This window comes from Paenibacillus durus ATCC 35681 (assembly GCF_000993825.1).
Taxonomy (GTDB): Bacteria; Bacillota; Bacilli; order Paenibacillales; family Paenibacillaceae; genus Paenibacillus_AQ; species Paenibacillus_AQ durus_B.
In genome coordinates, this window is the sequence record NZ_CP011114.1 from 4540999 (window position 1) to 4562560 (window position 21562).

Here is a 21562-nt window from a genome sequence, read left to right on the forward strand (position 1 = left end):
AGACTGACGACGAACAATCGGTAACGGATGTTACCGTTTATCTAAAATTATTTTAAAAATTGGGGGAATTTCATGAAGCCGGAGCCTGACGTGCTGCAGACCTGCCTGTTTTTCCGAGGGAAGAGTATAGAAGAGCTTGACGCGATGCTGGAAACGATGCGCTATACCGTCCGGGACTGCAGCAAGTCCGAGATGATTATCAGCGAAGGCGAGACCGCCGACCGGCTGGGGATTGTGCTCTCCGGAGTGGTGGAGGTTCACAAAATTCATCCCGGCGGAGGCGGCTTAACCATCGCCAGGCTGGGAAAGGGGCAGACCTTCGGGGAAGCGGTGCTGTTCCGGAGGGAGAACATATATCCGGCCACTATTATTTCTGCGGGGCGCAGCACCGTAATGTTCATCGGCAAGCAGGAGCTGCTTCGGCTGTTCGCCGCAGACACCGACATGCTGTCCAGGTATATGGAGAATCTGTCCGAGCGGCTCGTTATGGTTAACCGCAAGCTTGAAATCCTCTCGGCCGGTTCGCTGCGCCGCCGGGTTGTGCATGATTTGCTGCAACAAGCGGACCGGCAGGAGACGGATACCCTTCGGCTGCCTTTCAGCCGCAAGGAATGGGCCGAGCATCTGAATGCCGCGCGTCCTTCGCTGTCCCGGGAAATGGGCCTGCTGCGCGATAATGGCTGGATTGCGTTCAAAGGAAATACGGTTACACTGCTGGACCGGAAGAAACTGGAGGACTTCATGGAGCGGGAGGAATAAGACGGCGGGCGCGCACTTATATATGAATATACAGTCCACCGCAGCAATTTGCCGATTATGCGATAGAAATGAAAAAAATGACCCTCTTTATAAGGAAGGTTATTTCTCTTCGGGCTTCAGCACTCCGTCTGCGATTAACGCTTGTTCAAACAGCTGGACCAATTCGGCGTCATAGTGGATTCCCGACAGCCGTTTAAGCTCGTCCATGGCGATCTCGGGGGGAAGGCCCTTACGGTAAGGCCGGTCGGAGGTCATGGCATCAAAGGTATCGGCAATACCGATAATTTTGGCCTCCAGTAGGATTTCTTCTTCCTTAATCCCGTAAGGATAGCCGGAACCGTCCAATCGCTCATGATGCTGCAGGATGATTAGGCAGATATTGTTGTAATACAAATCCTTAACCATTAGGTACCCATCATAACAATGCCGTTTTACAATTTCAAACTCTTCAGCTGTCAAGCGTCCGGGCTTGTTCAGAATTTCTTCCGGAGTATGAATTTTGCCGACATCATGAAATGCAGCCGCAAAGTATAAGTCTTCAAGCTGATCCTTTGGCATTCGAAGCATTCTGGCCACCATTAAGCAGTATTTCTGCACTCGCCCGCTATGCTGGTAAGTATAGTTATCCTTTTCTTCTACTTGTTTGAGAACATCCTCCAGCTTCCTGATCCGATGGCTGATAAGATGAAACGCAGGCTTCGTTGTGTACCACAACAGCTTTAGCTCGGTAAGGGTACTGAAATAAACCGCTTCCTGCAGATAATGAGTGTAAAAATAATCGCCTTGACTGAGGATGATATTCTCATTGTCAGCCTTATAGCTGCATTTACCTTCAAGTATGTAGAAGAACTCCATGGTGTCGGCTTCTTCGCCGGGATAAAGATAGAATTGTTTGTCTGGCTTAATAGTCTGTAAAATTATTTCCGAGCCGTCACCTCTCGCCAATAGGAGGTGGTCAGAGGATAATTGATGTTCTTGCGCGATGCTGTCTCCTTCCCTTCCCAAGTTCAGGCCCTTCATAATTTCATTCCTCTCTTATAACTCTATTGCTATCGGATCGATCCAAACCTCACGATCGGCGATCTTCACCAGCTTCCAGGAACGCTCGGCGGCAACTCCCAATTGGGCGGCCTCGGAGATGGCTGCGTCTGCAATTTCCAAGGTGTCGTTATATAAATCCGTAATCAGCTTGTCGAGCTCATAGGTATATTTTTTAGTAAGTGCGGCAATCAAATCGTCATTAAGAGAGACCTTTGCGTTCAGCTTGTTTATTTTCTCCTCAACGGCTGCCGAATCTCTGCTTTCAGGGGTAAATAATTGATTGATAAGTTCATCGGAAGCGGTCTCTATTTCCGCAACCTCGGCTACTGCTTCGGCGTCCTCCTGATCCAGCTTGGCGCTCAGCTTCGCCGCAGTCTTGCCCAGCTCAATCCGCTTAATATCCCGTAAATAATCTTCTTGAAGCTTATCCGCCTCAGCGACTGCTTTTTCAATCTTGTTGTCGATTTGTTTATTGGCTTTGGCGATAATTTTTAGTGCTTCTTGCTGATCCTTGGTGAGGTTGTCCGCCACCGGCGAGGCAAAGACCGCACCGCTGAACAGAAACAGCGCCAGCATGAGAAGCGATCCGGTGGTCAGTAGCTTTTTGAGCATGTTTACTTTCCTCTCTGAGTTTGGATTCGATTTCATTTTCATTATAGTATCGATTATAGCCGTTTACCAGGTTAATCCGATGTGCAAAATGTATCGGGAATTCCTTTAATTATTTGGATTTTCTCTTGGGTTCTTCGGCAGTCAATCCCCCTTGCTTATACTCCCGAATCCAGGACTGAACCTGACTCTCGGGAATCGGCCGGCTGATGTAGTAGCCCTGAACCTTGTCGCAGCTCATCCTCTTCAGAAAATCCAGCTGTTCCTCCGTTTCGACTCCTTCTGCGGTGACGCTTAGACCCATATCATGGCCGATTGCGACTATGGAGCCTGCCAGCGGCATGCTGCTCTTCTCCTCAAGAATGCTGTCGATAAACGATTTGTCGATTTTGAGTGTAGTAATCGGCAGCTGCTTCAAATAGCTGAGGGAAGAGTAGCCTGTCCCGAAATCATCAAGGGCAATCCCGATCCCCCATTTCTTCAAAAACTCCAGCTTGGCGCTGATTTCCTCAAAAGATTCCATAAAAATGGACTCCGTAATCTCCAGTTCCAAATACCGGGGGTCAAGCCCCGTTTCACGCAAAATCTTCAGCACGGTATCTGAAAAATCCTCAAGCAGCAGCTGGATCACCGAAATATTGACCGAAATATGGTAAGGGCCCTTGCCCTGACGGTGAAGTCCTGCAAGAAAAAGGCAGGCTCTCCGCAGAACCCATTCCCCAATCGGCACAATTAGGCGGCAGTCTTCCGCAATCCGAATAAAGGAGAGGGGCGAGACAAATCCCAGAACCGGGCTGTTCCACCGAATCAGCGCCTCGAACCCCCAGAGATCTCCCGTATGCAGATTCACCTTGGGCTGGTAATGCAGGGAGAGCTCGTTGTTATGGATGGCTCCTCTCAAATGCTTCTCAATGATCATCCGTTCGTCAAAATACTGCTGCATTTTCTGTCCATACAGGACGTACGTTCCTTTGCCCGCCTGCTTGGCCTTATACATGGCAATATCGGCGTTCTTCAGCAGCTCCTCGGCGCTCTTGCCATCCCGCGGATACTGGGCAATGCCGACGCTGATGGAGACATGCACGGTGCTGTCGCCGAGCTGGAACGGCTCTTTGAAGCTTTGAATCATCGCCTCAGCGTAGAAGACAGTCTGCTCCGGCCGCTCCATGTCTTTCAGCAGGATAACGAATTCGTCTCCGCCGAACCGGTAATGCCTGCTCTGGTCCTGGGCTATCCCCAGCAGCCTCTCTCCGGCCAGCATAAGCAGCCGGTCGCCAAGGGTATGCCCCATCGTATCATTAATATATTTGAAGTTATCGATGTCCAAAAAGTACAGCGCGGCCTGGCCGCCCGCATTCTCTTCAATATACTCCTTCAGTTCCTCTGTTAGGGACAACCGGTTCGGCAGTCCGCTAAGCTCGTCGTTATAAGCGAGAAGCCGGTGCTTCTCCTCGCTGGTCTGAAGCAGCGTCTGGTTCTCGACCACCTTGTTGTACTGCTCCAGCAGTTCATCCTGCAGGGCGGTCAATTCCTCATAGGTCGACTCCAACTCCTGGTAGCTTATCTGAAGCTTGCTCTCGTATCCTTTAAGATCCGTAACATCCGTCATCGATCCGGCAAACCGGACATAGCCGCCCTGCTCGTTCTGCAGCACCTTGCCCCTGGCCTGAAACCACTTATATTCCCCCGATTTGGTCCGTATACGGTATTCGCTGTAATAGTATGCAGACCGTCCGGATAGATGCTCTCTCCGCTGCCGGTCCTCCTGTTCGAGATCATCGGGATGAATAATCCCTTTCCAGCCGACATAGAACTCGTCAAGCTCCCCGACTTCATAGCCCAGCAGTTCGTACCATCTGTCCGAGAAGTAATAGGTCATCGTCGTCATGTCAAGATCCCAGATTACCGCATCGGCGCCATACGCCGCCAGACTGAATCTCTCGTTGCTCTCCATCAACTGTTTCCGGATACCTCTGACCACCGAGGCATGGAACAGCAGCACGGCGATAAATACAATCAGCACGGAGAACACCGCGATAAGGATCAGCACAAGGCTCCGATACGTCTCGTAAAAAGAGAACGGCTTGTTAATCACCTCGCTGTCCGGAGGGAGGTCCTTCACCTTAATATGGAAGTGCTGCAATTGGTTGTAGTCAAACACATTGCGGCTCGTGCCGGCGTAAGAGACGGGAATTCTGTCCGGACTTTCTCCGTGAAGGACGCGCAGCGCCACATTCGCAGCTTTCTCCCCCAGAAGCTTCCCGCTGAGCAGGTTTCCGCCGAATGCGCCGTGATTGAGTCCGTATTCATACATGTAGTAAAGCGGGACCGTGCTGATGGCCGCAATTTCGCTTGAAAACCGGTCAAGCTCGGTAACTTTGCCGGTAACATCGCTATAAAAAGTTGTCGCCAGCAGAATGCTGTCGGAGGAAAGCGACGATACGGTCCGCTCGATTTCTTCTTCTGACATTTGGTTCATGCTGTGGAGCTTCAGGCCAAGGTTCATCGAATTCAGTTTCTTTATGACTAATTGGGCTGTAGACAAGCCGCTCTCCGAGTTATCGTACACCAGGTAGACATTGCGGATGGAGGGATTAATGTAAAGCGCCATTTTTATCGTTTCGGAAGGGTCGATATTCTCGATAACGCCGCTGATGTTCTTCTGGTCCTTGATTTGATCATAGCCGACCTCATTTATGCCGCTGAAAATAATGGGCGCGTCGCTTAACAGCTCTTTTCGGTTCTTGGCTGCAAAATCGAACGCGCGGTCATCCGTCGTTATAATAGCGTCGATATGTAATTTTGCGTATTTGCCTTTGATCAATTCGTAAAAACGCTGCAGATTTTCCTCGCTCGGATACCTTTTCCAATCCATGTATTCCGTATAAATGACGGGAGGAACCTTCGAGCTCTTCAGCCGCTCTTCAATGCCGATGTTCTGGTCGTCCGTCCAAGAGAATCCTTTATGATAGGAGTGCAGGATCAGCACATTCTGCTGGGGAGTGTTAGCTTCAACGGCCTTGACCTCTGCAGGCTGGCAAATCAGTGCGAAGAGCAGAAGCAGCCACAATACGCTCCACATTCGCCTTTTTTTAGAAAAAGCCATCCTTGTTCCCATATGCATAACCCACTCCTCAATGCCCATCATCATGCTCGCAGGAGCAACCGGGAAATTTCGACATCATATATTAATTCGCGTCCTAATTTATACCTCCTTCTATATGTCGGAAGAAAGTTGGAAATTTTGAACACTCCCCCACTTAGCTAACACTTGAAGTGGGGGATTCTTGGGTAATCCCTTCTACTGAGGGGAATTCATATCGATATTTTCTCTCGAAAAATCGTATACCAAGCGATCCCTGCGGTTCCCGCAGTTTTCCAAAGGAACATCTGTACTGGTCTCTTCCCACAGTTTTATGATGCCTTAGCAAAATATCTAAAGGAAAGGTGGTCTTGACGTTTAAACACCAAGGCTTTTGATGTTATGTGCTGCATTTTCATCTCGATCATGATGGGTATGGCACGATGGACATGTCCATTGCCGCACAGACAATTTCTTTACTTCGGGATGGATAGTGCCGCATACATGACACCTTTGGCTCGTTGGAGCGAACGTGTCAGCCACCTTCACCGAGCGTCCATACCATTCCGCTTTATACAAAATCTGACGGGCAAATTCACCCCAGGACGCATCGGCGATGGATTTGGCCAGCCGGTGATTTTTGAGCATGTTCGCCACGCTCAGATTTTCGATGCTGATCGTTTGGTTTTCACGAATCAGCTTCGTGGTGAGTTGATGCAAAACATCATGGCGGCTGCCCACGATCTTCTCATGGATTTGGGCAACCTTCTGTTTGGCTTTTTGCCAATTGGAGCCCCCTTGGTTACGGCGAGCCATGCGGCGTTGCCAAAATGCAAGTTTTTGTTCATATTTGCGAAACACTTTGGGATTGGCAACCCGCAACCCATCAGAGCAGACCGCTAATTCCTTGAGTCCAAGGTCAATGCCGATCTCCTTATCGGTCTGCGGCAGAGGATTCATTTCCACTTCGCAGAGGATGGATACAAAATATTTGCCTGCCGCATTTCGCCGCAGGGTAGCCGAAAGAATGCGACCTTCACACGCTCTGGAGTTGGCAAAGCGAAGCCAGCTAAGCTTCGGTAGTTTCAGTCGGTTTCCATCAATAGCAATGTTATCATTGGTATATTTGGTAGTGTAGCTTTGCACAGGATGCTTGCGGCTTTTGAAACGAGGAGCCTGATTTTGTTTCTTGAAGAAACGTTCAAAGCTGTCTGCCACGTTTCGCACCGCTGATTGCAAAGCAATGCTATCAACCGATTTCAACCAGTCAAATTGCTGTTTGAGTGCAGGAAGCTGTGTGGCACAGGTGTTATAGGACAACCCTTTGCCTGTTGCCGTATAGGTTTCGTTCCATTTGACTAAGAAATGATTGAAGACAAAGCGGCAACAGCCAAACATTTGATGGATGAGTTGCCGTTGTTCCGGATTTGGATAGATGCGATATTTGTAAGCTTTATGCACCAACATGCCACACAGCCTCCTTTCGTGTAGGATATTTCTATTATAGCACATATGTTCGCTTTGAAGCGCAAAAACCGCCGATGCATCTTCTCCCTATAGAGGAAGGAGTCTTCTCTGCTTTTTAGATAAATGGCCGCTTTTATTTTTTGTGAAGTTTTATATGCTAACCGGTTGACATACAATGTAACCGCTTTTATACTGAATATATCTTCTAGTCCCTTACTCGATTAATTCATTATTTTCAAGTAGATAAGGAGCCGATCAAATTGACTATTAAAAATGAGATTATGCTGATCACGTACGCCGACAGCATTGGCAAAAACCTGCAGGAGACCGCCGAACTGCTTTCCGCTCATTTTAAGGATATTGTTGGAGGCGTTCACATTCTGCCCTTTTACCCCTCCTCCGCCGACCGCGGATTCGCCCCGCTGACTTACGAGGAAGTCGATCCTGAGTTTGGAGACTGGGATGATGTCGCCAAGATTGCAAACGATTTCTATCTGATGTACGATTTCATGATTAACCATATTTCCCGCAGCTCGGCCTATTTCAAAGACTTTCAAGAGAACAAGGACAATTCCCCTTATCGCGATCTGTTTATCCGTTACAAGGACTTCTGGCCGGGCGGCGAGCCGACGCAGGAAGACGTTGACGCGATTTACAAGCGCAAACCAAGAGCGCCATACATTGATGTAACCTTTGCCGATGGAACAACCGAGAAAATCTGGTGCACCTTCGACGAGGAGCAAATCGACCTTAATCTGTATTCGGAAACGACGAAACGGTTCGTGAAGGAACAGCTTCAGGGTCTGGCCGAACGGGGCGCTTCGATCATTCGTCTGGATGCCTTTGCATACGCTACCAAAAAGCCGGGCACAAGCTGCTTCTTTATTGAACCCGATACCTGGGAAATGCTTGACGAGGTCAAAGCCATTCTGGAGCCATACGGAACGGAGCTGCTTCCGGAAATACATGAGCATTACAGCATCCAGTTGAAGCTTGCGGACAAGGGGTATTGGGTATACGACTTCGCGCTGCCGATGCTTGTGCTGCATGCGCTGTACAGCGGGAAGTCGGAACGGCTGACTCACTGGCTGAACATTTGCCCGCGCAAACAGTTCACCACGCTGGATACGCATGACGGCATTGGCGTTGTCGACGCCGCCGACCTGATGACCCCCGAGGAAATCGAGGAAACGAAGAACAACCTGTTCTCACAGGGCGCCAATGTGAAGCGGGTCTACAATACGATGGCCTACAACAATCTGGATATCTACCAGCTCAACTGTACCTACTATTCGGCCCTGGGCGACGATGACGACGCCTATGTGCTGGCCCGCGCCATCCAGTTCTTTACTCCCGGCATACCGCAGGTTTATTATGTCGGGCTCTTAGCCGGCAAGAACGATATCGAGCTGCTGGAGCAAACGAAGGTCGGACGCAACATCAACCGCCATTACTATACGAAGGAAGAAGTTGAAGAAAATCTCGAGCGTCCCGTGCTGAAGCGGCTGTTCGCGCTGATGAAATTCCGCAACAGCTACGGAGCTTTTGACGGTAATTTGACTGTGGTAGACAACGGGGGCGGCTCCAAATTAGAATTAATATGGACGAATGGACCGCTTCGCACCACATTATCCGCCGATCTGGCGACACGGGAGTTCACGGTTCATTATACGGATGAGCACTCCGGCGAAGAGACGCTGCTGGCCGGAGTGTGATATCATCCTAAGATTTAAAAAATGCTCCTGCGGGACGCGTTCCACCGCCTGCGGCGGTAAAGCGCGCTCCCTCTTTCAGGAGCCCGGGACAGGAGCGATTACCATGCCCACCATTAAAGACGTCGCTTTAAAGGCCGGGGTCTCGGTTACTACCGTATCCCGCGTACTGAATAATAGGGGATACTTGAGCGAAGAGTTGAAGAAAAAAGTATACAGCGCCATGGAGCAGCTCAACTACCGGCCCAATGAGCTGGCCCGCTCGCTCAGCCGCTCCAAGTCGAATATTATCGGACTGATTATTCCGCATGCGGCTCATCCCTTTTTTGGCGAATTAATCAGCCACATCGAGGAGCACGCCTATCTGCACGGGTACAGGCTGCTGCTGTGCAATTCCCATCTGAACAGGCGGAAGGAAGCGGAATACATCGACATGCTCCGCTCCAGCCGTGTCGACGGCATCATCCTGGGCAGCCACACCCTGGAGGTGGAGGACTACCGCCAGATTCATCTGCCCGTCGTCACGTTCGACCGGCGGATCAGCGCCGACGTTCCTTATATTTGCTCTGATAACTACAAGGGCGGGGAACTGGCAACGACGCTGCTCGCCGACAGGGGCTGCCGCAAAATCGCCCATATCGGCGGCCATCCCCATCCGGATCTGCTGGCGCTCAAACGGCTTGACGCCTTCAAGGAAATTGCCGCGCAGCGCGGCCTGCAGCATGTAGAGCTGCATACCGATCTGCAAGGATTTCATTTCCCGGAATATGAACGTCTGGCAGAGCGGCTGCTCGAAGAGCATCCTGATGTGGACGGCATTTTTGCCAGCAGCGACATCATCGCCGCTCATGCACTTAAAGTATGCCAGGCCAGAGGACGCCGGGTGCCTCAGGATATCAAGATTGTCGGTTATGACGGCATTTCGCTCCGCGGCCTATTCTCTCCCGATCTCACAACCGTATCCCAGCCGATTGCGGACATGGCCCAGAAAGCGGTCGATCTCATCATGGCCCAGGTGCAGGGCGATACCGTGCCGATGGAAAATATCTTTCCGGTGGAGCTGATTCAGGGCGGGACAACGTAGACGAGCCATCCCTCAATTTCTATTGGGGGATGGCTGTATTTCTTAACGCAGGCGCCATTCTTTTACCGTCACTGTTGAAGAGCCCCTCCGAATGAGCGGGTCCGCATTGCCGATTTCTTCGGCCTCGGCAAGCGATGAAGCCGATATTAGATAAGCGCCGCCCGTAGCGTCGCTAAAGGGGCCGTACATTTCAAGACAACCCTCCTTCTTTAACCGATCAAGATGCTCATAATGCCCCGCAATATCTTCGGGATTAAAATGTTCTGTTCTTGCGGTAATCAGCAAATACTTATACAATGTCATTCCTCCCCCAAGTTGATAAATCTTCCTCCCCATCGTAACAAAAAGTCATTGGTCGTGGCGACCTTGCTTTCTGCCGGACAAGCGGCTATTCAGTATAGCCCCTAAACTTACTTAAAGTATGTAAATATTGATTAGTTATGATATAATCGCTGTACTGCACTGGTTTGCAGAGATTAAGACCGCTTTATGATGTATATATACCGTATTGTATGGGAGGCTTATACATGAAGCAGCTTCAAGATATACCCGTATCCGTACTGGACTTGGCTCCAATCACGGAAGAAGGCACGGCGGCAGACGCGCTGCGGAACGCGCTCGATCTGGCGCAGCATGCCGAGGAGTGGGGCTTCCGCCGCTATTGGCTGGCCGAGCATCATAACATGCCCGGCATCGCCAGCTCGGCCACGTCGATCGTCATTGGGCATGTGGCGGCCGGAACGAAGAGCATCCGCATCGGCTCCGGAGGCATTATGCTGCCCAATCATGCCCCGCTGATGATTGCCGAGCAGTTCGGCACGCTGGAATCCCTGTTCCCGGGCCGGATCGATCTCGGCCTTGGCCGGGCGCCCGGCTCGGACCAGCCGGCTTCCCGGGCGATCCGCCGCGGCCTGGGCAGCGACGGCAGCGATTTCCCGGAGCAGCTCGCCGAGCTCCGGGCTTATTTCGATCCCGGCGCGGCGGACTCGCGGCCTCCGGGTGTAAGAGCTGTGCCCGGCGAGGGCCTGAACATCCCGATCTGGCTGCTCGGCTCCAGCGGCTTCAGCGCAAGGCTGGCCGGTCAGCTCGGCCTTCCCTTCGCCTTTGCCAGCCACTTCGCGCCCGATTATCTGCTGCCCGCGCTTCATCTGTACCGCACTAGCTTCCGGCCCTCCGGGGTGCTGGACAAGCCGTATGCCATGGTCGGACTCAGCGCTGCCTTGGCGGATACGACCGAAGAAGCCCGGCGGCTAGCAACCTCCTCACAGCAGCAGGCGCTCGGCCTTATCCGCGGCCGTCCCGGCAAGCTGAAGCCTCCGGTGGACAGCATGGAAGAGCTGTGGAGTCCGCAGGAGCAGGCTCTTGTCCTTGGCAGACAGCAGTACGCTGTCATCGGCGATAAAGCCGCTGTTCGGGAACGGATGCAGCAGATCCTGGAGGAGACGCAAGCTGACGAATGGATTGTAACCTCACAGATTTACGATCATGCCGCCCGTTTGCGTTCCTATGAAATTCTTGCCGAAGCCCTCTACACGAAATGGCCTGAATAGGGTTTCCCTGCCGGGCATGATAATATAAGGAGTGCTACGAAGCTACAGGGGAGATGAACAGCATGAAGCAAGAGGTTATGGAACGCTTTATTTCGTATGCCCGCATGGATACGCAGTCGGATGACGCCAGCGAGATCTGTCCTTCAACACCGGGACAATCGGTGCTGGCACGGAAGCTTGCGGAAGAGCTGGCCGAAATCGGCATGGAGGAAATTACGGTCGATGAGCACAGCTATGTGTTCGCCTCGCTTCCGTCCAACAGCAGCAAAGACGTTCCCGTCATCGGATTTCTCGCCCATTTAGACACCGCTACCGATATGTCAGGCGCAGGCGTGCGTCCGCAGATTGTGGAATCCTATGACGGCGGCGATATAGTGCTGAACAAAGCGCTGAATGTCGTCCTTTCGCCGGAGAGCTTTCCGGAGCTCAGCGGATATAAGGGGCAGACTCTGATTACGACTGATGGCACCACTCTGCTTGGCGCGGATGACAAAGCCGGCATCGCCGAAATCATGACAGCCATGCATTATTTGAAGCAGCACCCAGAAATTAAGCACGGCAAAATTCGGGTCGCCTTCACTCCTGACGAGGAGATCGGACGCGGCGCGCATAAATTCGATGTGGCCGCCTTCGGCGCAAAGTTCGCCTACACCATGGACGGGGGACCGCTCGGAGAACTGGAGTATGAGAGCTTCAATGCAGCGGCGGCACGGATTACCTTTCACGGCGTCAATGTCCATCCCGGAACGGCCAAGGGAAAGATGATCAACTCCGCCAAAATCGCCATGGCTTTCCACGAACGGCTGCCCGCCGGGGAATCGCCGGAGTTCACGGAAGGCAAAGAGGGTTACTACCATCTAACGTCATTCCAGGGTACTGTGGAAATCAGCCGGCTGAATTATAATATCCGGGACTTTGACCGGAAACGGTTCGAAGAACGGAAGACGTTTATCCGGACATTGGCCGATGAATTCAGACAGACTTACGGGGAAAACAGCATCGTGCTGGAGTTAAACGACCAATATTACAATATGCGCGAAAAAATCGAGCCCGTACACCATATCGTCGATATCGCCCATAAGGCAATGACGAATCTTGGCATTACGCCGCTTGTTCAACCGATCCGCGGCGGCACCGACGGCTCCCAGCTATCTTATATGGGGCTGCCGACGCCGAATATTTTTGCCGGGGGGGAGAACTTCCACGGCAAGTTCGAATATATTTCAGCCGATACGATGGTCAAGGCGACCGAAGTGATTATTGAGATTGCCAAGCTGTTCGAACAGCAGGCCTGAGCCACCTCGCGCCTCATGCAAGAAGCCTCCAAACCTTGGCTGAAATGCCAAGCAAGGAGGCTTCTTTATGCGTAATAGACGGTTGCCCAGACGGTTGCTTTAAGCCTTTTCCTCATCCGGTCGTCCGTCTTTCCAAATGACATTTTCCCCGTAGTTCTTGCCCCAGTCGTACATCATGCGCAGGACAGGCATCAGACTATGGCCATATTCCGTCAAAGAGTATTCTACTTTCGGAGGGACCTCCGCATACACTTTGCGCAGCACAAGCCGATCCTCCTCCAGCTCCCGGAGCTGGTTCGTCAGCATCTTTTGCGTGATATGGGGAATGAGCTTCTTCAGCTCGTTGAACCGTTTCGTGCCGTCCAGACCGAGATGCCATAGAATAATCAGCTTCCACTTTCCGCCGATGACGGCCAGAGTCAGCTCTTTTTCACAGTTAATTTCCTTAAGATTGATCCGGTCCTTGATCTCCGTCGCCATGTTTCCAGCCTCCTCTTGTAGATATCATACTACAAAAAAGAGACGCATGCCGCCCCGGAGAGGGCAAGTTCCGTGTGGACCTCACGTTCATGCAGTCGGCCCATGTTGTTGGTGTATTTTCCGGCGCAAATAAGTATTCAACAGATTATCTAATTCTACAGATTTATTAATCGTCCGTTGATCCTTAAACCCGTACATTTTTGCAAATAGATGGAGCACCACTCTCTTTTGTTCGATCATTTGTTCCAGCTCTTTCAAGTTGACCGCCTCCAAGTCGATTAGACGGTTGAAAGCCCGAATATAGAATGCTTTTCTATTATTATCCAGTTGCCCATAAAAAGGGAGGTCCAAATTTATGGCCCCCCTAAAAACTAATGCCCTGCTCCTTAAGCTTATCTTTTACGAATCGAATTTGTTTTTTTATTGTGCTAATGGACTTATGGAGCTGTCCGGCAATCTGGGTCTTATTAAGACCTCGCGATTTTAGATCGTATACTTGCCGTTCCGATGGAGTAAGAACTTGACTCAGCCTGATTTCTTTCAAATACTCGTTCCTTAAAACCTCAGAGCCGTCAGGATGAATATATATTTGGTTCATATGCGCGTCCCGAATTGCACGTAATATGTCAACGAGACTGCTTTTATTTATAAAATTTACGGCTCCGCTTTTAAAAGACTGGGCTATGACTTCTTGCTCTTTTATCGCAGTTAACGCAATGACCTTATGGCCCGCTTGACTTAGAACTCTAATTGCCATTAGACCGTCTAAATTCGCCCTGGATAAATTTATATCCATCAATATCACATCAAATTCAAGAGACTTTGCTGCTTCAATAGCATCGGGCCCATTATCAATAATCCGTACGACCTCAATATCATTTTCTTTATTAATGTACTTTGAAATATTTTTTTGCCAGAAAGGTTCATCCTCAACTAAAATTACTCTGATCTTATTTTCCATAATACAACATCCCTTTCGAGAATTTTATGCAGAAGTCACAATTCTCTTTTTGGGGAAGTGAAGGACAACGGAAGTTCCTATACCTTCATCACTGGTAATTGCAACTGTCCCTTGATGGGCTTTCATAACGTTGTAGCAGAAGCTCAGCCCTAAACCGTGATTTTTTGAATTTTTTTTGGTGGAAAAAAAGGGCTCCATGATCCTGGTTAGTTCTCCGTTTGAAATACCTATCCCACTATCCTCAATCTCAAGCGCGATCTCTGTTTTAATACGGTATAATTTCACCTTAATAAGCCCCTGATCACCTGGGTTAATAGCTTCAATGGCATTATTAAGAAGGTTTTTAATAACCTCGCCTAAAAGTACATCGTCACACTCCATTTCGACATCTTCTAAAAGGCTGACTTCGATTTGTATTTTTTGTGCTTTAATAACACCTTCAAACCCCTGAACAGAGGATAAGATGATGTCATTCAAATTGTGTTGGTCTTCTCTAAGAACAATTTCTTCCGTTTTGGATTTTATTCGCTCAATCATGTGGTCGATATGCTCAATGGCTGGCAATGCCGATTCAATAGCTTCCTTTGCTTCTATAAGATCTTTCTTCTCGGCAGCCTCCTGCGCGATAAGGAAAAAAAACTTGATTTTGTGAATTTCGTTTTTAATCGTGTGGTTAAGTACAGCCGTACCGGAACTCATGATTTGAAGAGATCGATCAAGAGCCTGCTGCTCGACTTTCACTTTTAATCCAAAGACCCCGGATAAAAAAACATAGATAACAAACAGCAAATACCCTACTCCAAAAATGACTGGAAGAGTCATGAGGAATGTTTCATTTTTTATTTTAAAAGCAGCAGGTATATTATTGAAAATATAGACACCTAAATAGCTCGGGATAACAATAACAAGTGCATTGAACTTGCTTTTTTTAATAGTTTGATTTTTCTCTGAAAACCATGATCTAAAAATTAGATAAGTAGCGACAAAATAGTAAGGAGTACACCAGATAAGCAAGAACATAAAATCAAGATCCAGCTCAGGATAAAATTTTGTCCTAAAAATCATTAGAATTACTGGTATAAATAATACGATGGCTAATCTGTTTTTATTTTTTGAATGGGTTACTTTTGCAAACGTTATAGCATACATTAAAACTGCATACGGTGCGATAGATTGCCCCAAAAACTGAAAATATATAGAGAGTTCGTGCAGGAAGAAAATCACGGTTTCTTGGATTCCATTGTTTTTAAATGCAGGGATAGTTTCGTCTTTAAGAACATCTGATAATGCCCCTATTGAGGCACAATAATTACAAAGCGCCAGCCATCGAATCGATTTGTTCTCTTTAGAGCGAGTGACAAGCAGCACTGTACCTATGATGAAACTGAAAAAGAAAATGAAAGACATCCTTTATTCTCCTTCAATGAAACTCAAGATCTCATCAGGCTTGGCAGCAATCAAAGCCGGCTTCCCTTGTTGCAGAAGTGCGGATGAATCATAGCCCCAAGTCACACCAATGCTTTTTATCCCTGACCGATTAGCAGCCTTGATGTCTCGCAGTTCGTCGCCAACATAAATGAGGTCCTCTTTTTTTAAGTTGAATTTTTTGCAAAACTGATTTAGGTCTCTAAATTTCGTAAAAGGATTAGATGAAAAATACTCGTAATCAAAGAAATCCATTTGATTGTTTGGAAGAAACTCGCGGGTAGCCTTTTGGGAATTGGATGTAATAAAGCCGATTTTAATATTCCGATCCTTTAAATCATGAAGCAGCTTTGAAATTCCCTTCACGGCTCTCATCGTAGGGAAAGCATCCTGGTAACCTGCTTTAATTAACATTCCAACGATGGGCATCTGGTGCCAAGGTACCCCTAATAATTTACAGCGATTTCGAATGGATAAGCGGCTAAGCTCTTCCACCTGGTCAGGTTGAATACTCTGAAATCCTTTAGTTGCAGCGATCTGGTTAAATAGTTGAACGGCTAGTGATCTGGTATTCACCAACACTCCATTAAAGTTAAACACAATGCATACTTCGTCCATATTACAATCTCCTTATCCAAAAATATCTATTAATTCAAACATATTCTACATAAAACAATGAGTCAACGGTACTAAGTCCTTAATATAAACGAAAAGAAACCCAGCGCCCTGTGAAAGACGTGGGTTTCTCGATTATCTGAACGCATGCCGCGCCGCTACTCCAGATTGGCATGCTTGCCGAACATTTGGGTTGCCGTTTGCCCCGTTCTATCCATTAGCCGCAATATAACGGCATCATAGAACAGGAGGAGCGTCTGCTCAAACAGCGAGGCCATCGGCTGAATCGTCGAGCCGCTTCCTGCCGCCTGATCTTTCGGCGCTCCGGGGAGCTTCACCGTATCATCGGCCAGACGTCCAATCGTCGACTCCGGGTTGATCGTAAGCGCGGCTACGCCTGCGCCGAGTGCCTTGGCTTTTTGCGCCATCGCAATCAAGCTCTGCGTCTCTCCCGAGCCGGAGCCGAGGATAAGTAAATCTCCCTCGGCGATACCGGGAGTCACCGTTTCTCCAACCACATAAGCATCCTTGCCCGCATGCATCAGCCGCATGGCAAACGCCCGCCCCATTAGACCGGATCTTCCTGCTCCCGCAAGGAATATCCGCTCTGCGCGAAAAATCTGTTCGGCGAGTTCCTCCGCTTCCTGCACGGGAATCAGGGATACGGACCGCCGCAGCTCATTGATAATTTCCTCTGCGTATTGTACGGTGTTCATCGGCCGCTTAAGACTGACTGACAAGACGCTTCATTTCAGCAGCAGCAGCCCTTTTGTCAGCTTGTCCGGTAATGCCTCCGCCTACGATGACAAGGTCCGGTTTCGCCTCGACCACTTCAGGCAGCGTGTCCAGCTTGATGCCTCCCGCGATGGCCGTCTTGGCCTGCTTGACCACACTCTTGATCGCCTGCAGATCCTCAAAGGAGTTCTTGCCTTCGGCTTGATGATCGTAGCCGGAATGAACGCAGATATAGTCAGCGCCGAGAGCATCTACTTCCGCCGCTCTGCCCTTGATGTCCTTGACGTTAATCAGGTCGACGAGAACTTCCTTCCCGCTTTTCTTGGCTTCTTCAACCGCACCTCTGATCGTGGAGTCGTCAGAAACGCCGAGAACGGTAATAATATCCGCGCCCGCTTCAGAGGCTTTCATCACTTCGTAACCGCCCGCGTCCATAATCTTCAGGTCGGCTAGTACCGTAAGCTGCGGAAAAGCGTCCTTGATCGCTTTTACAGCGTGCAGTCCTTCATTAATCACGATTGGAGTTCCAATTTCAACAATATCTATATAGTCAGCAACTTCAGCCACCACTTCTTTCGCTCCGGGGATGTCTACCAAATCAAGCGCCAATTGCAATTTCATAGGTTCATAGCTCCTTCGTGGTTATATAATTTATTGCTATTGTAGACAGTATATTTCCATTTAGGAAGTAGGCACTTTGCCGTGGTGTAGTCACCTGGAGGATACTAATGTGCAAAACGGCAGAAAATTTCAGAAAACCATAATCTTTTAGTCACGCGGGAAAAAGGGATGATTTTAACGAAAAGCTGTGCTATATTGTCCTTTGGAATCAACGGAGAATCCTGACTTTATAAAAAGAAGGTGACCTTCATGGCTGCTGACACCGCTGTGAACAAGACGGAAAATGAAAGCCCCTCCCATCAAAAAATCAGTCTCGTCAAGTTGACCTGGCCGATCTTCCTCGAACTGTTCCTGTTCATGCTGATGGGTACGGTAGACACGTTTATGATCAGCTCCGTGTCGGACGATGCCGTATCCGGCGTAGGGGCGGCGAACCAGATCATCCAAATCGCCATCCTCGTGCTCAGCGTAGTCGGCAACGGCGCGGCCATCGTCATCTCCCAGTATCTCGGTTCCAAAAAGCTGCTTGAAGCGGCTGACGTTACCGCAAGCTCCATTACGCTCAGTCTGGGCTTAGGGGCGCTGCTGAGCGTGATCTTCCTCGTATTCGGGGGAACCCTGTTGTCCGTCCTTAACATACAGGGCGATATTTTTGTCTACGGCAGGACGTACATTGTTATTGTCGGCGGTTTTATTTTTTTCCAGGCGCTGATTAACGCCTTTGCGGCCACGATCCGCACCCACGGCTATACCAAACAGACGATGCTGCTGTCGCTGCTGATGAACATTCTGCACGTGGCCTTCAACTATATTCTGATCTTCGGCCACTTCGGCTTCCCGGCGCTCGGCGTGCAGGGTGCGGCCATTTCAACCGTGCTCAGCCGCCTGATCTGCCTGTTCCTATTCTTCCTGCTGATGTACCGGATCATGGAAGTGCGTATCAAGTGGTCTTCTTATATTTTCCTAAGCAAAAGCTACGTCATAAAAATACTGAAAATCGGCATCCCTTCCGCTTTCGAGTCGATCATTTACCAGGCATGCCAACTCGTGTTCACGCTGTACATCACCTATTTGGGTGCAGAAGCTTTGGCGACCCGCCAATATGCGCTTAATATTTCAAGCTATGTATACCTGTTCAGCATGGCGGTAGCGATGGGCACCTCCATTATCGTCGGTCACCTTGTGGGGGCGCGGAGGTCGCAGGAGGCTTACAAGCGGGTGTTCCAAAGCGTTAAATGGGCGCTGCTCGCCACCGTACTCATTGACCTGGTTGCCATCGCCTTCCGCATCCCGCTCTTCGGGCTGTTCACGGACAACGAAAATATCATTCTAATGGGGGCACAGGTGATACTGCTCAGCTTCCTGCTGGAGACGGGGCGGACAACCAATCTGATCATCATCAATTCCCTGCGGGCATCGGGAGATGCCAGTTTCCCGGTATACATGGGGCTGATCTCCATGGTATGCATGAGTCTGCCCTTGGCCTATGTGCTCGTCTTCCAGCTTCATCTTGGCCTAGCCGGAGTCTGGCTGGCAAATGCGGCCGACGAGTGGCTGCGGGCGGTCATTATGTATTTCCGCTGGCGCAGCCGGGCCTGGGAGAAATATGCTCTGGTTGATCAAGGGCTTGCCGAAGGTGAATCGAAACCCGCATGGGGATGATCCCTTGCGTGGTACTCGTATCCAGCGTGTTAAGCGACCGGAAAGCAAAAAAGGCCTCGTCCTCCACTTAATCGCGGATTTCGAGGTCATTTTCGGCTTGTTTCCGTATGATACGAACACTTTGGGGACAGCCCATTGACAAGATACCCTGATCGGCCGCAGGAACTTAATCCAAATATCCAGCCAATCCCTTATCCATCAAATAATCCATCTCCGCTTCCAAAATACTCTCTACCGTCAGCTCGTCCAGCTTCACATCGCGGCGGCTGACCACGTAATCGACCAGATCATCGCTGTCGATGTCAACTTCACCCTTGGCGTTAGCCTTGGCGCTGTTAATAAAGGTCTGCTCGTGCTTCAGAATAAGGGCGATTGCCTTCGGATCGGCCTTCGTTTTGCCTGCGATGAATCGGATCATTTCCTGCTCGTTTATATTCTGGTTCATCAATATTCATCCTCCCGCTTGGACCTGCAAACCCATTGTAGCATAAGTCCGTCGCTTGCACGCATCCAAAAGAACGGGGCATTCCGCAAACTTCCATCATTGAATTTTATTGGTGAGACTTACCAGGCTGCTACTTCTGCCTCAGGCATAGGATCATTAATGTTAGATAAGCTAGATCTGCAAGTAAAAATAATATCAACGATTCATCAGACATATCCTTTAATAGAACCCACATATTCTCACCTTCACAAATTACATAATTTTCATCCTTATGGCAAATTATACCTCATAAATTAGGGAGTAATAAAGCTTTTTTTCAAAATAAAGTAAAAAATACTGAGATCTCCTGCAGTGAGGGAGAAGTCTCAGTGAGTGAATTCGATATATGAAATCCATTATGCGTATCAGGAGACTGAGAAATGGCCGCCCACAGTCACTTTATTCTTGCCGTTTGTCTTCGATAGGTATAAGGCTTCGTCGGCCTGACGGTACAGTTGTTCAAAAGGCGTATCCGGGTCTTCCGTATAGATCATCCCGATGCTGACCGTCAGATGGATACTGTGCCCGCCTTCCAGCATGACGGTGTACCCGACGACCGCTCTACGGATGGCCTCCGCCTTGTCCACTGCTTCCGCTTCATTCCGGGCGAACAGGCAGAGCACAAATTCCTCTCCACCCAACCTTCCCGCGATGGCTCCGTTTTTGCAGAAATTCAGGACTTTACGGGAAAATGATACCAGTGCTTGATCGCCGGCCAAATGTCCGTATGCATCATTAATCTGCTTGAAATCGTCAATGTCCATCAGCAGCATGGCCATCCCTTCCCCCTCCCTGTGCTCCCGGGAATTGAAAGTATTCAGGAAATGCCGGCGGTTATACAGACCCGTCAGATCATCAATGGAAGCCTGGTACTCCAGTTCGCGCTCATAGCGTTTTTGGTCGCTGCAATCGCTGATCATCAGCAGCATTGCACCCTCTTCGGGACTGCCTTCCAGCGGTATCAAGGATATACTGCAGTACAGGCTCTCCTCTTCGGCTGGCTCCAGTTCAATCCGGCCTCCCTGCCGATTCTCATAACAGCCTAAAATACTAGGATACTGCCGCAAAAAAGACAGAATACTGAGACCAAGCCAGTGGAACGGAACGGGACCGAACATTCGGGTCAGCAGCTTCTCTCCCGTCTCATTAATGCTCAGAATAACACCGTTCCGGTCTGTCAGTACCATTCCCTCTATCGCGCTGCCAAGTAAGCGATCGGAGACGGAGGGCACCGGCGAAAGCTGCGGGTAGCGATTGACGGCGAAATACACAACCGCCACGGACGGCAGCAGCGTAAGGACCGTAAATCCCGTGAAGGTGATCTTGAGAGCGGGAAGCGCAATGCTGGAAATCACTGAAATCAGCATTCCAAGCAGCAGCAGCACATTCAGCTTAAGCTTATGTTCCGGGACGTTCCTAAGTGACACCGCAAACAGATATGCCGCATACAGGCCAAAGACCTGATCATAAGCAATCAGCGCCATGCTAAGCAGTGTAGGCTGCACCATAATTCCGATGATTCCGCCTGTATTGACCAGCCCCACCGAGCTGCGTATCAGATGATGGTAGGGGTCGGTGAAGATGAATGCAATATCCAGGACGAGGGGAATGGACAGAAGCGTGAGCTTCCTCCGAAATCTGCTGGGCAATGGAGAGACATAATCCCTGACGGCAGCGTAGGCGAACAGAGGGATGAATAATAGAGGAAGCTGCTGCAAGTTCCGCATCAACAGCTTGATTTTGAATGAGGAAGCCATGATCTCTGCGGCGGTTAAGACTAGCGCAGAGGCGATCAAGAGCAGCAGAACCCAAGCATAGCGCCTGCCCGGCAGGCGTCTGAACCGGCAGGCGAAAATGCCCATATAAAGGCTGATTGTTCCGCTAAGCAGCAAATAGTACGGATATCCCTTCATCCACGGCATGAACATTTCTCCTATTTTCATAATCGCTTCGACTAATTATATCCTATAACTTCCAATA

The 21562-nt window shown here is 49.6% G+C and carries 20 protein-coding genes; 6 read left to right on the plus strand and 14 right to left on the minus strand.

Annotation, left to right across the window (positions count from 1 at the left end; all coding sequences use genetic code 11):
- Nucleotides 1–72: 72 nt before the first annotated feature.
- Nucleotides 73–759, plus strand: coding sequence for a Crp/Fnr family transcriptional regulator (locus VK70_RS21165; protein ID WP_025695571.1), 687 nt, complete (start codon nucleotides 73–75; stop codon nucleotides 757–759).
- 99 nt (nucleotides 760–858) lie between these two features.
- On the opposite strand, the gene VK70_RS21170 is transcribed toward VK70_RS21165, so the two are convergent.
- The 4 genes from VK70_RS21170 to tnpB form a co-directional block, all read right to left on the minus strand.
- Nucleotides 859–1779: an HD domain-containing phosphohydrolase gene (locus VK70_RS21170; RefSeq protein WP_025695572.1), complete on the minus strand. Its 921-nt coding sequence runs from the start codon at nucleotides 1777–1779 to the stop codon at nucleotides 859–861.
- A 15-nt stretch (nucleotides 1780–1794) separates the two neighbouring features.
- Entirely contained in the window at nucleotides 1795–2412 is a 618-nt protein-coding gene (locus tag VK70_RS21175) for a hypothetical protein (protein ID WP_025695573.1), read from the minus strand.
- Between the two features lie 109 nt (nucleotides 2413–2521).
- Nucleotides 2522–5527, minus strand: a complete 3006-nt coding sequence (locus VK70_RS26735; RefSeq protein WP_025695574.1) for an ABC transporter substrate binding protein — start codon at nucleotides 5525–5527, stop codon at nucleotides 2522–2524.
- 342 nt (nucleotides 5528–5869) lie between these two features.
- Nucleotides 5870–6958, minus strand: a complete 1089-nt coding sequence (gene tnpB / locus VK70_RS21190; protein ID WP_082210253.1) for an IS200/IS605 family element RNA-guided endonuclease TnpB — start codon at nucleotides 6956–6958, stop codon at nucleotides 5870–5872.
- Between the two features lie 260 nt (nucleotides 6959–7218).
- On the opposite strand from tnpB, the gene gtfA reads away from it, so the two are divergent.
- Together gtfA and VK70_RS21200 are read left to right on the plus strand one after the other, a co-directional pair.
- Nucleotides 7219–8673, plus strand: a complete 1455-nt coding sequence (gtfA, locus tag VK70_RS21195) for a sucrose phosphorylase (protein ID WP_025699836.1) — start codon at nucleotides 7219–7221, stop codon at nucleotides 8671–8673.
- A 103-nt stretch (nucleotides 8674–8776) separates the two neighbouring features.
- Nucleotides 8777–9754 carry a LacI family DNA-binding transcriptional regulator gene (locus VK70_RS21200; RefSeq protein WP_046723728.1) on the plus strand — a complete coding sequence of 326 codons (978 nt, stop codon included), beginning with the start codon at nucleotides 8777–8779 and terminating at the stop codon, nucleotides 9752–9754.
- A gap of 42 nt (nucleotides 9755–9796) precedes the next feature.
- Here VK70_RS21200 and VK70_RS21205 read toward each other — a convergent pair whose 3' ends face one another.
- The gene (locus tag VK70_RS21205; protein WP_025693830.1) at nucleotides 9797–10051 is read right to left on the minus strand and encodes a YciI family protein; all 255 of its coding nucleotides are present in this window, start codon (nucleotides 10049–10051) and stop codon (nucleotides 9797–9799) included.
- A gap of 230 nt (nucleotides 10052–10281) precedes the next feature.
- On the opposite strand from VK70_RS21205, the gene VK70_RS21210 reads away from it, so the two are divergent.
- Both VK70_RS21210 and pepT read left to right on the plus strand, forming a co-directional pair.
- Nucleotides 10282–11304 carry an LLM class flavin-dependent oxidoreductase gene (locus VK70_RS21210; protein WP_144415284.1) on the plus strand — a complete coding sequence of 341 codons (1023 nt, stop codon included), beginning with the start codon at nucleotides 10282–10284 and terminating at the stop codon, nucleotides 11302–11304.
- A 62-nt stretch (nucleotides 11305–11366) separates the two neighbouring features.
- Nucleotides 11367–12599, plus strand: a complete 1233-nt coding sequence (pepT, locus tag VK70_RS21215; RefSeq protein WP_025693926.1) for a peptidase T — start codon at nucleotides 11367–11369, stop codon at nucleotides 12597–12599.
- Nucleotides 12600–12698: 99 nt separating this feature from the next.
- Here the strand turns inward: pepT and VK70_RS21220 are convergent, their stop codons facing one another.
- The 7 genes from VK70_RS21220 to hxlA all read right to left on the minus strand — a co-directional run bounded on the left by VK70_RS21220 (nucleotide 12699) and on the right by hxlA (nucleotide 17436).
- Nucleotides 12699–13079, minus strand: a complete 381-nt coding sequence (locus tag VK70_RS21220; protein ID WP_025693927.1) for a winged helix-turn-helix transcriptional regulator — start codon at nucleotides 13077–13079, stop codon at nucleotides 12699–12701.
- A gap of 87 nt (nucleotides 13080–13166) precedes the next feature.
- Nucleotides 13167–13337, minus strand: a complete 171-nt coding sequence (locus VK70_RS28040) for an aspartyl-phosphate phosphatase Spo0E family protein (RefSeq protein ID WP_144415285.1) — start codon at nucleotides 13335–13337, stop codon at nucleotides 13167–13169.
- A gap of 106 nt (nucleotides 13338–13443) precedes the next feature.
- Nucleotides 13444–14040, minus strand: a complete 597-nt coding sequence (locus tag VK70_RS21230; RefSeq protein ID WP_025693928.1) for a response regulator transcription factor — start codon at nucleotides 14038–14040, stop codon at nucleotides 13444–13446.
- A 24-nt stretch (nucleotides 14041–14064) separates the two neighbouring features.
- The gene (locus VK70_RS21235; protein ID WP_025693929.1) at nucleotides 14065–15447 is read right to left on the minus strand and encodes a sensor histidine kinase; all 1383 of its coding nucleotides are present in this window, start codon (nucleotides 15445–15447) and stop codon (nucleotides 14065–14067) included.
- A 3-nt stretch (nucleotides 15448–15450) separates the two neighbouring features.
- Nucleotides 15451–16083 carry an HAD hydrolase-like protein gene (locus tag VK70_RS21240; RefSeq protein ID WP_025693930.1) on the minus strand — a complete coding sequence of 211 codons (633 nt, stop codon included), beginning with the start codon at nucleotides 16081–16083 and terminating at the stop codon, nucleotides 15451–15453.
- Nucleotides 16084–16238: 155 nt separating this feature from the next.
- Entirely contained in the window at nucleotides 16239–16796 is a 558-nt protein-coding gene (gene hxlB / locus VK70_RS21245) for a 6-phospho-3-hexuloisomerase (RefSeq protein ID WP_025693931.1), read from the minus strand.
- Between the two features lie 7 nt (nucleotides 16797–16803).
- A complete protein-coding gene (hxlA, locus tag VK70_RS21250; RefSeq protein WP_025693932.1) occupies nucleotides 16804–17436 on the minus strand; it encodes a 3-hexulose-6-phosphate synthase in 633 nt (210 codons plus the stop codon).
- Nucleotides 17437–17685: 249 nt separating this feature from the next.
- On the opposite strand from hxlA, the gene VK70_RS21255 reads away from it, so the two are divergent.
- Nucleotides 17686–19098 (plus strand): MATE family efflux transporter, encoded by a 1413-nt coding sequence (locus tag VK70_RS21255; RefSeq protein ID WP_025693933.1) that lies wholly within the window; start codon nucleotides 17686–17688, stop codon nucleotides 19096–19098.
- A gap of 166 nt (nucleotides 19099–19264) precedes the next feature.
- On the opposite strand, the gene VK70_RS21260 is transcribed toward VK70_RS21255, so the two are convergent.
- Complete coding sequence (locus VK70_RS21260) at nucleotides 19265–19543, minus strand: hypothetical protein (RefSeq protein ID WP_025693934.1); 279 nt, start codon at nucleotides 19541–19543, stop codon at nucleotides 19265–19267.
- A 404-nt stretch (nucleotides 19544–19947) separates the two neighbouring features.
- Nucleotides 19948–21504, minus strand: a complete 1557-nt coding sequence (locus tag VK70_RS26740; RefSeq protein ID WP_025693935.1) for a histidine kinase N-terminal 7TM domain-containing diguanylate cyclase — start codon at nucleotides 21502–21504, stop codon at nucleotides 19948–19950.
- Nucleotides 21505–21562 lie beyond the last annotated feature (58 nt).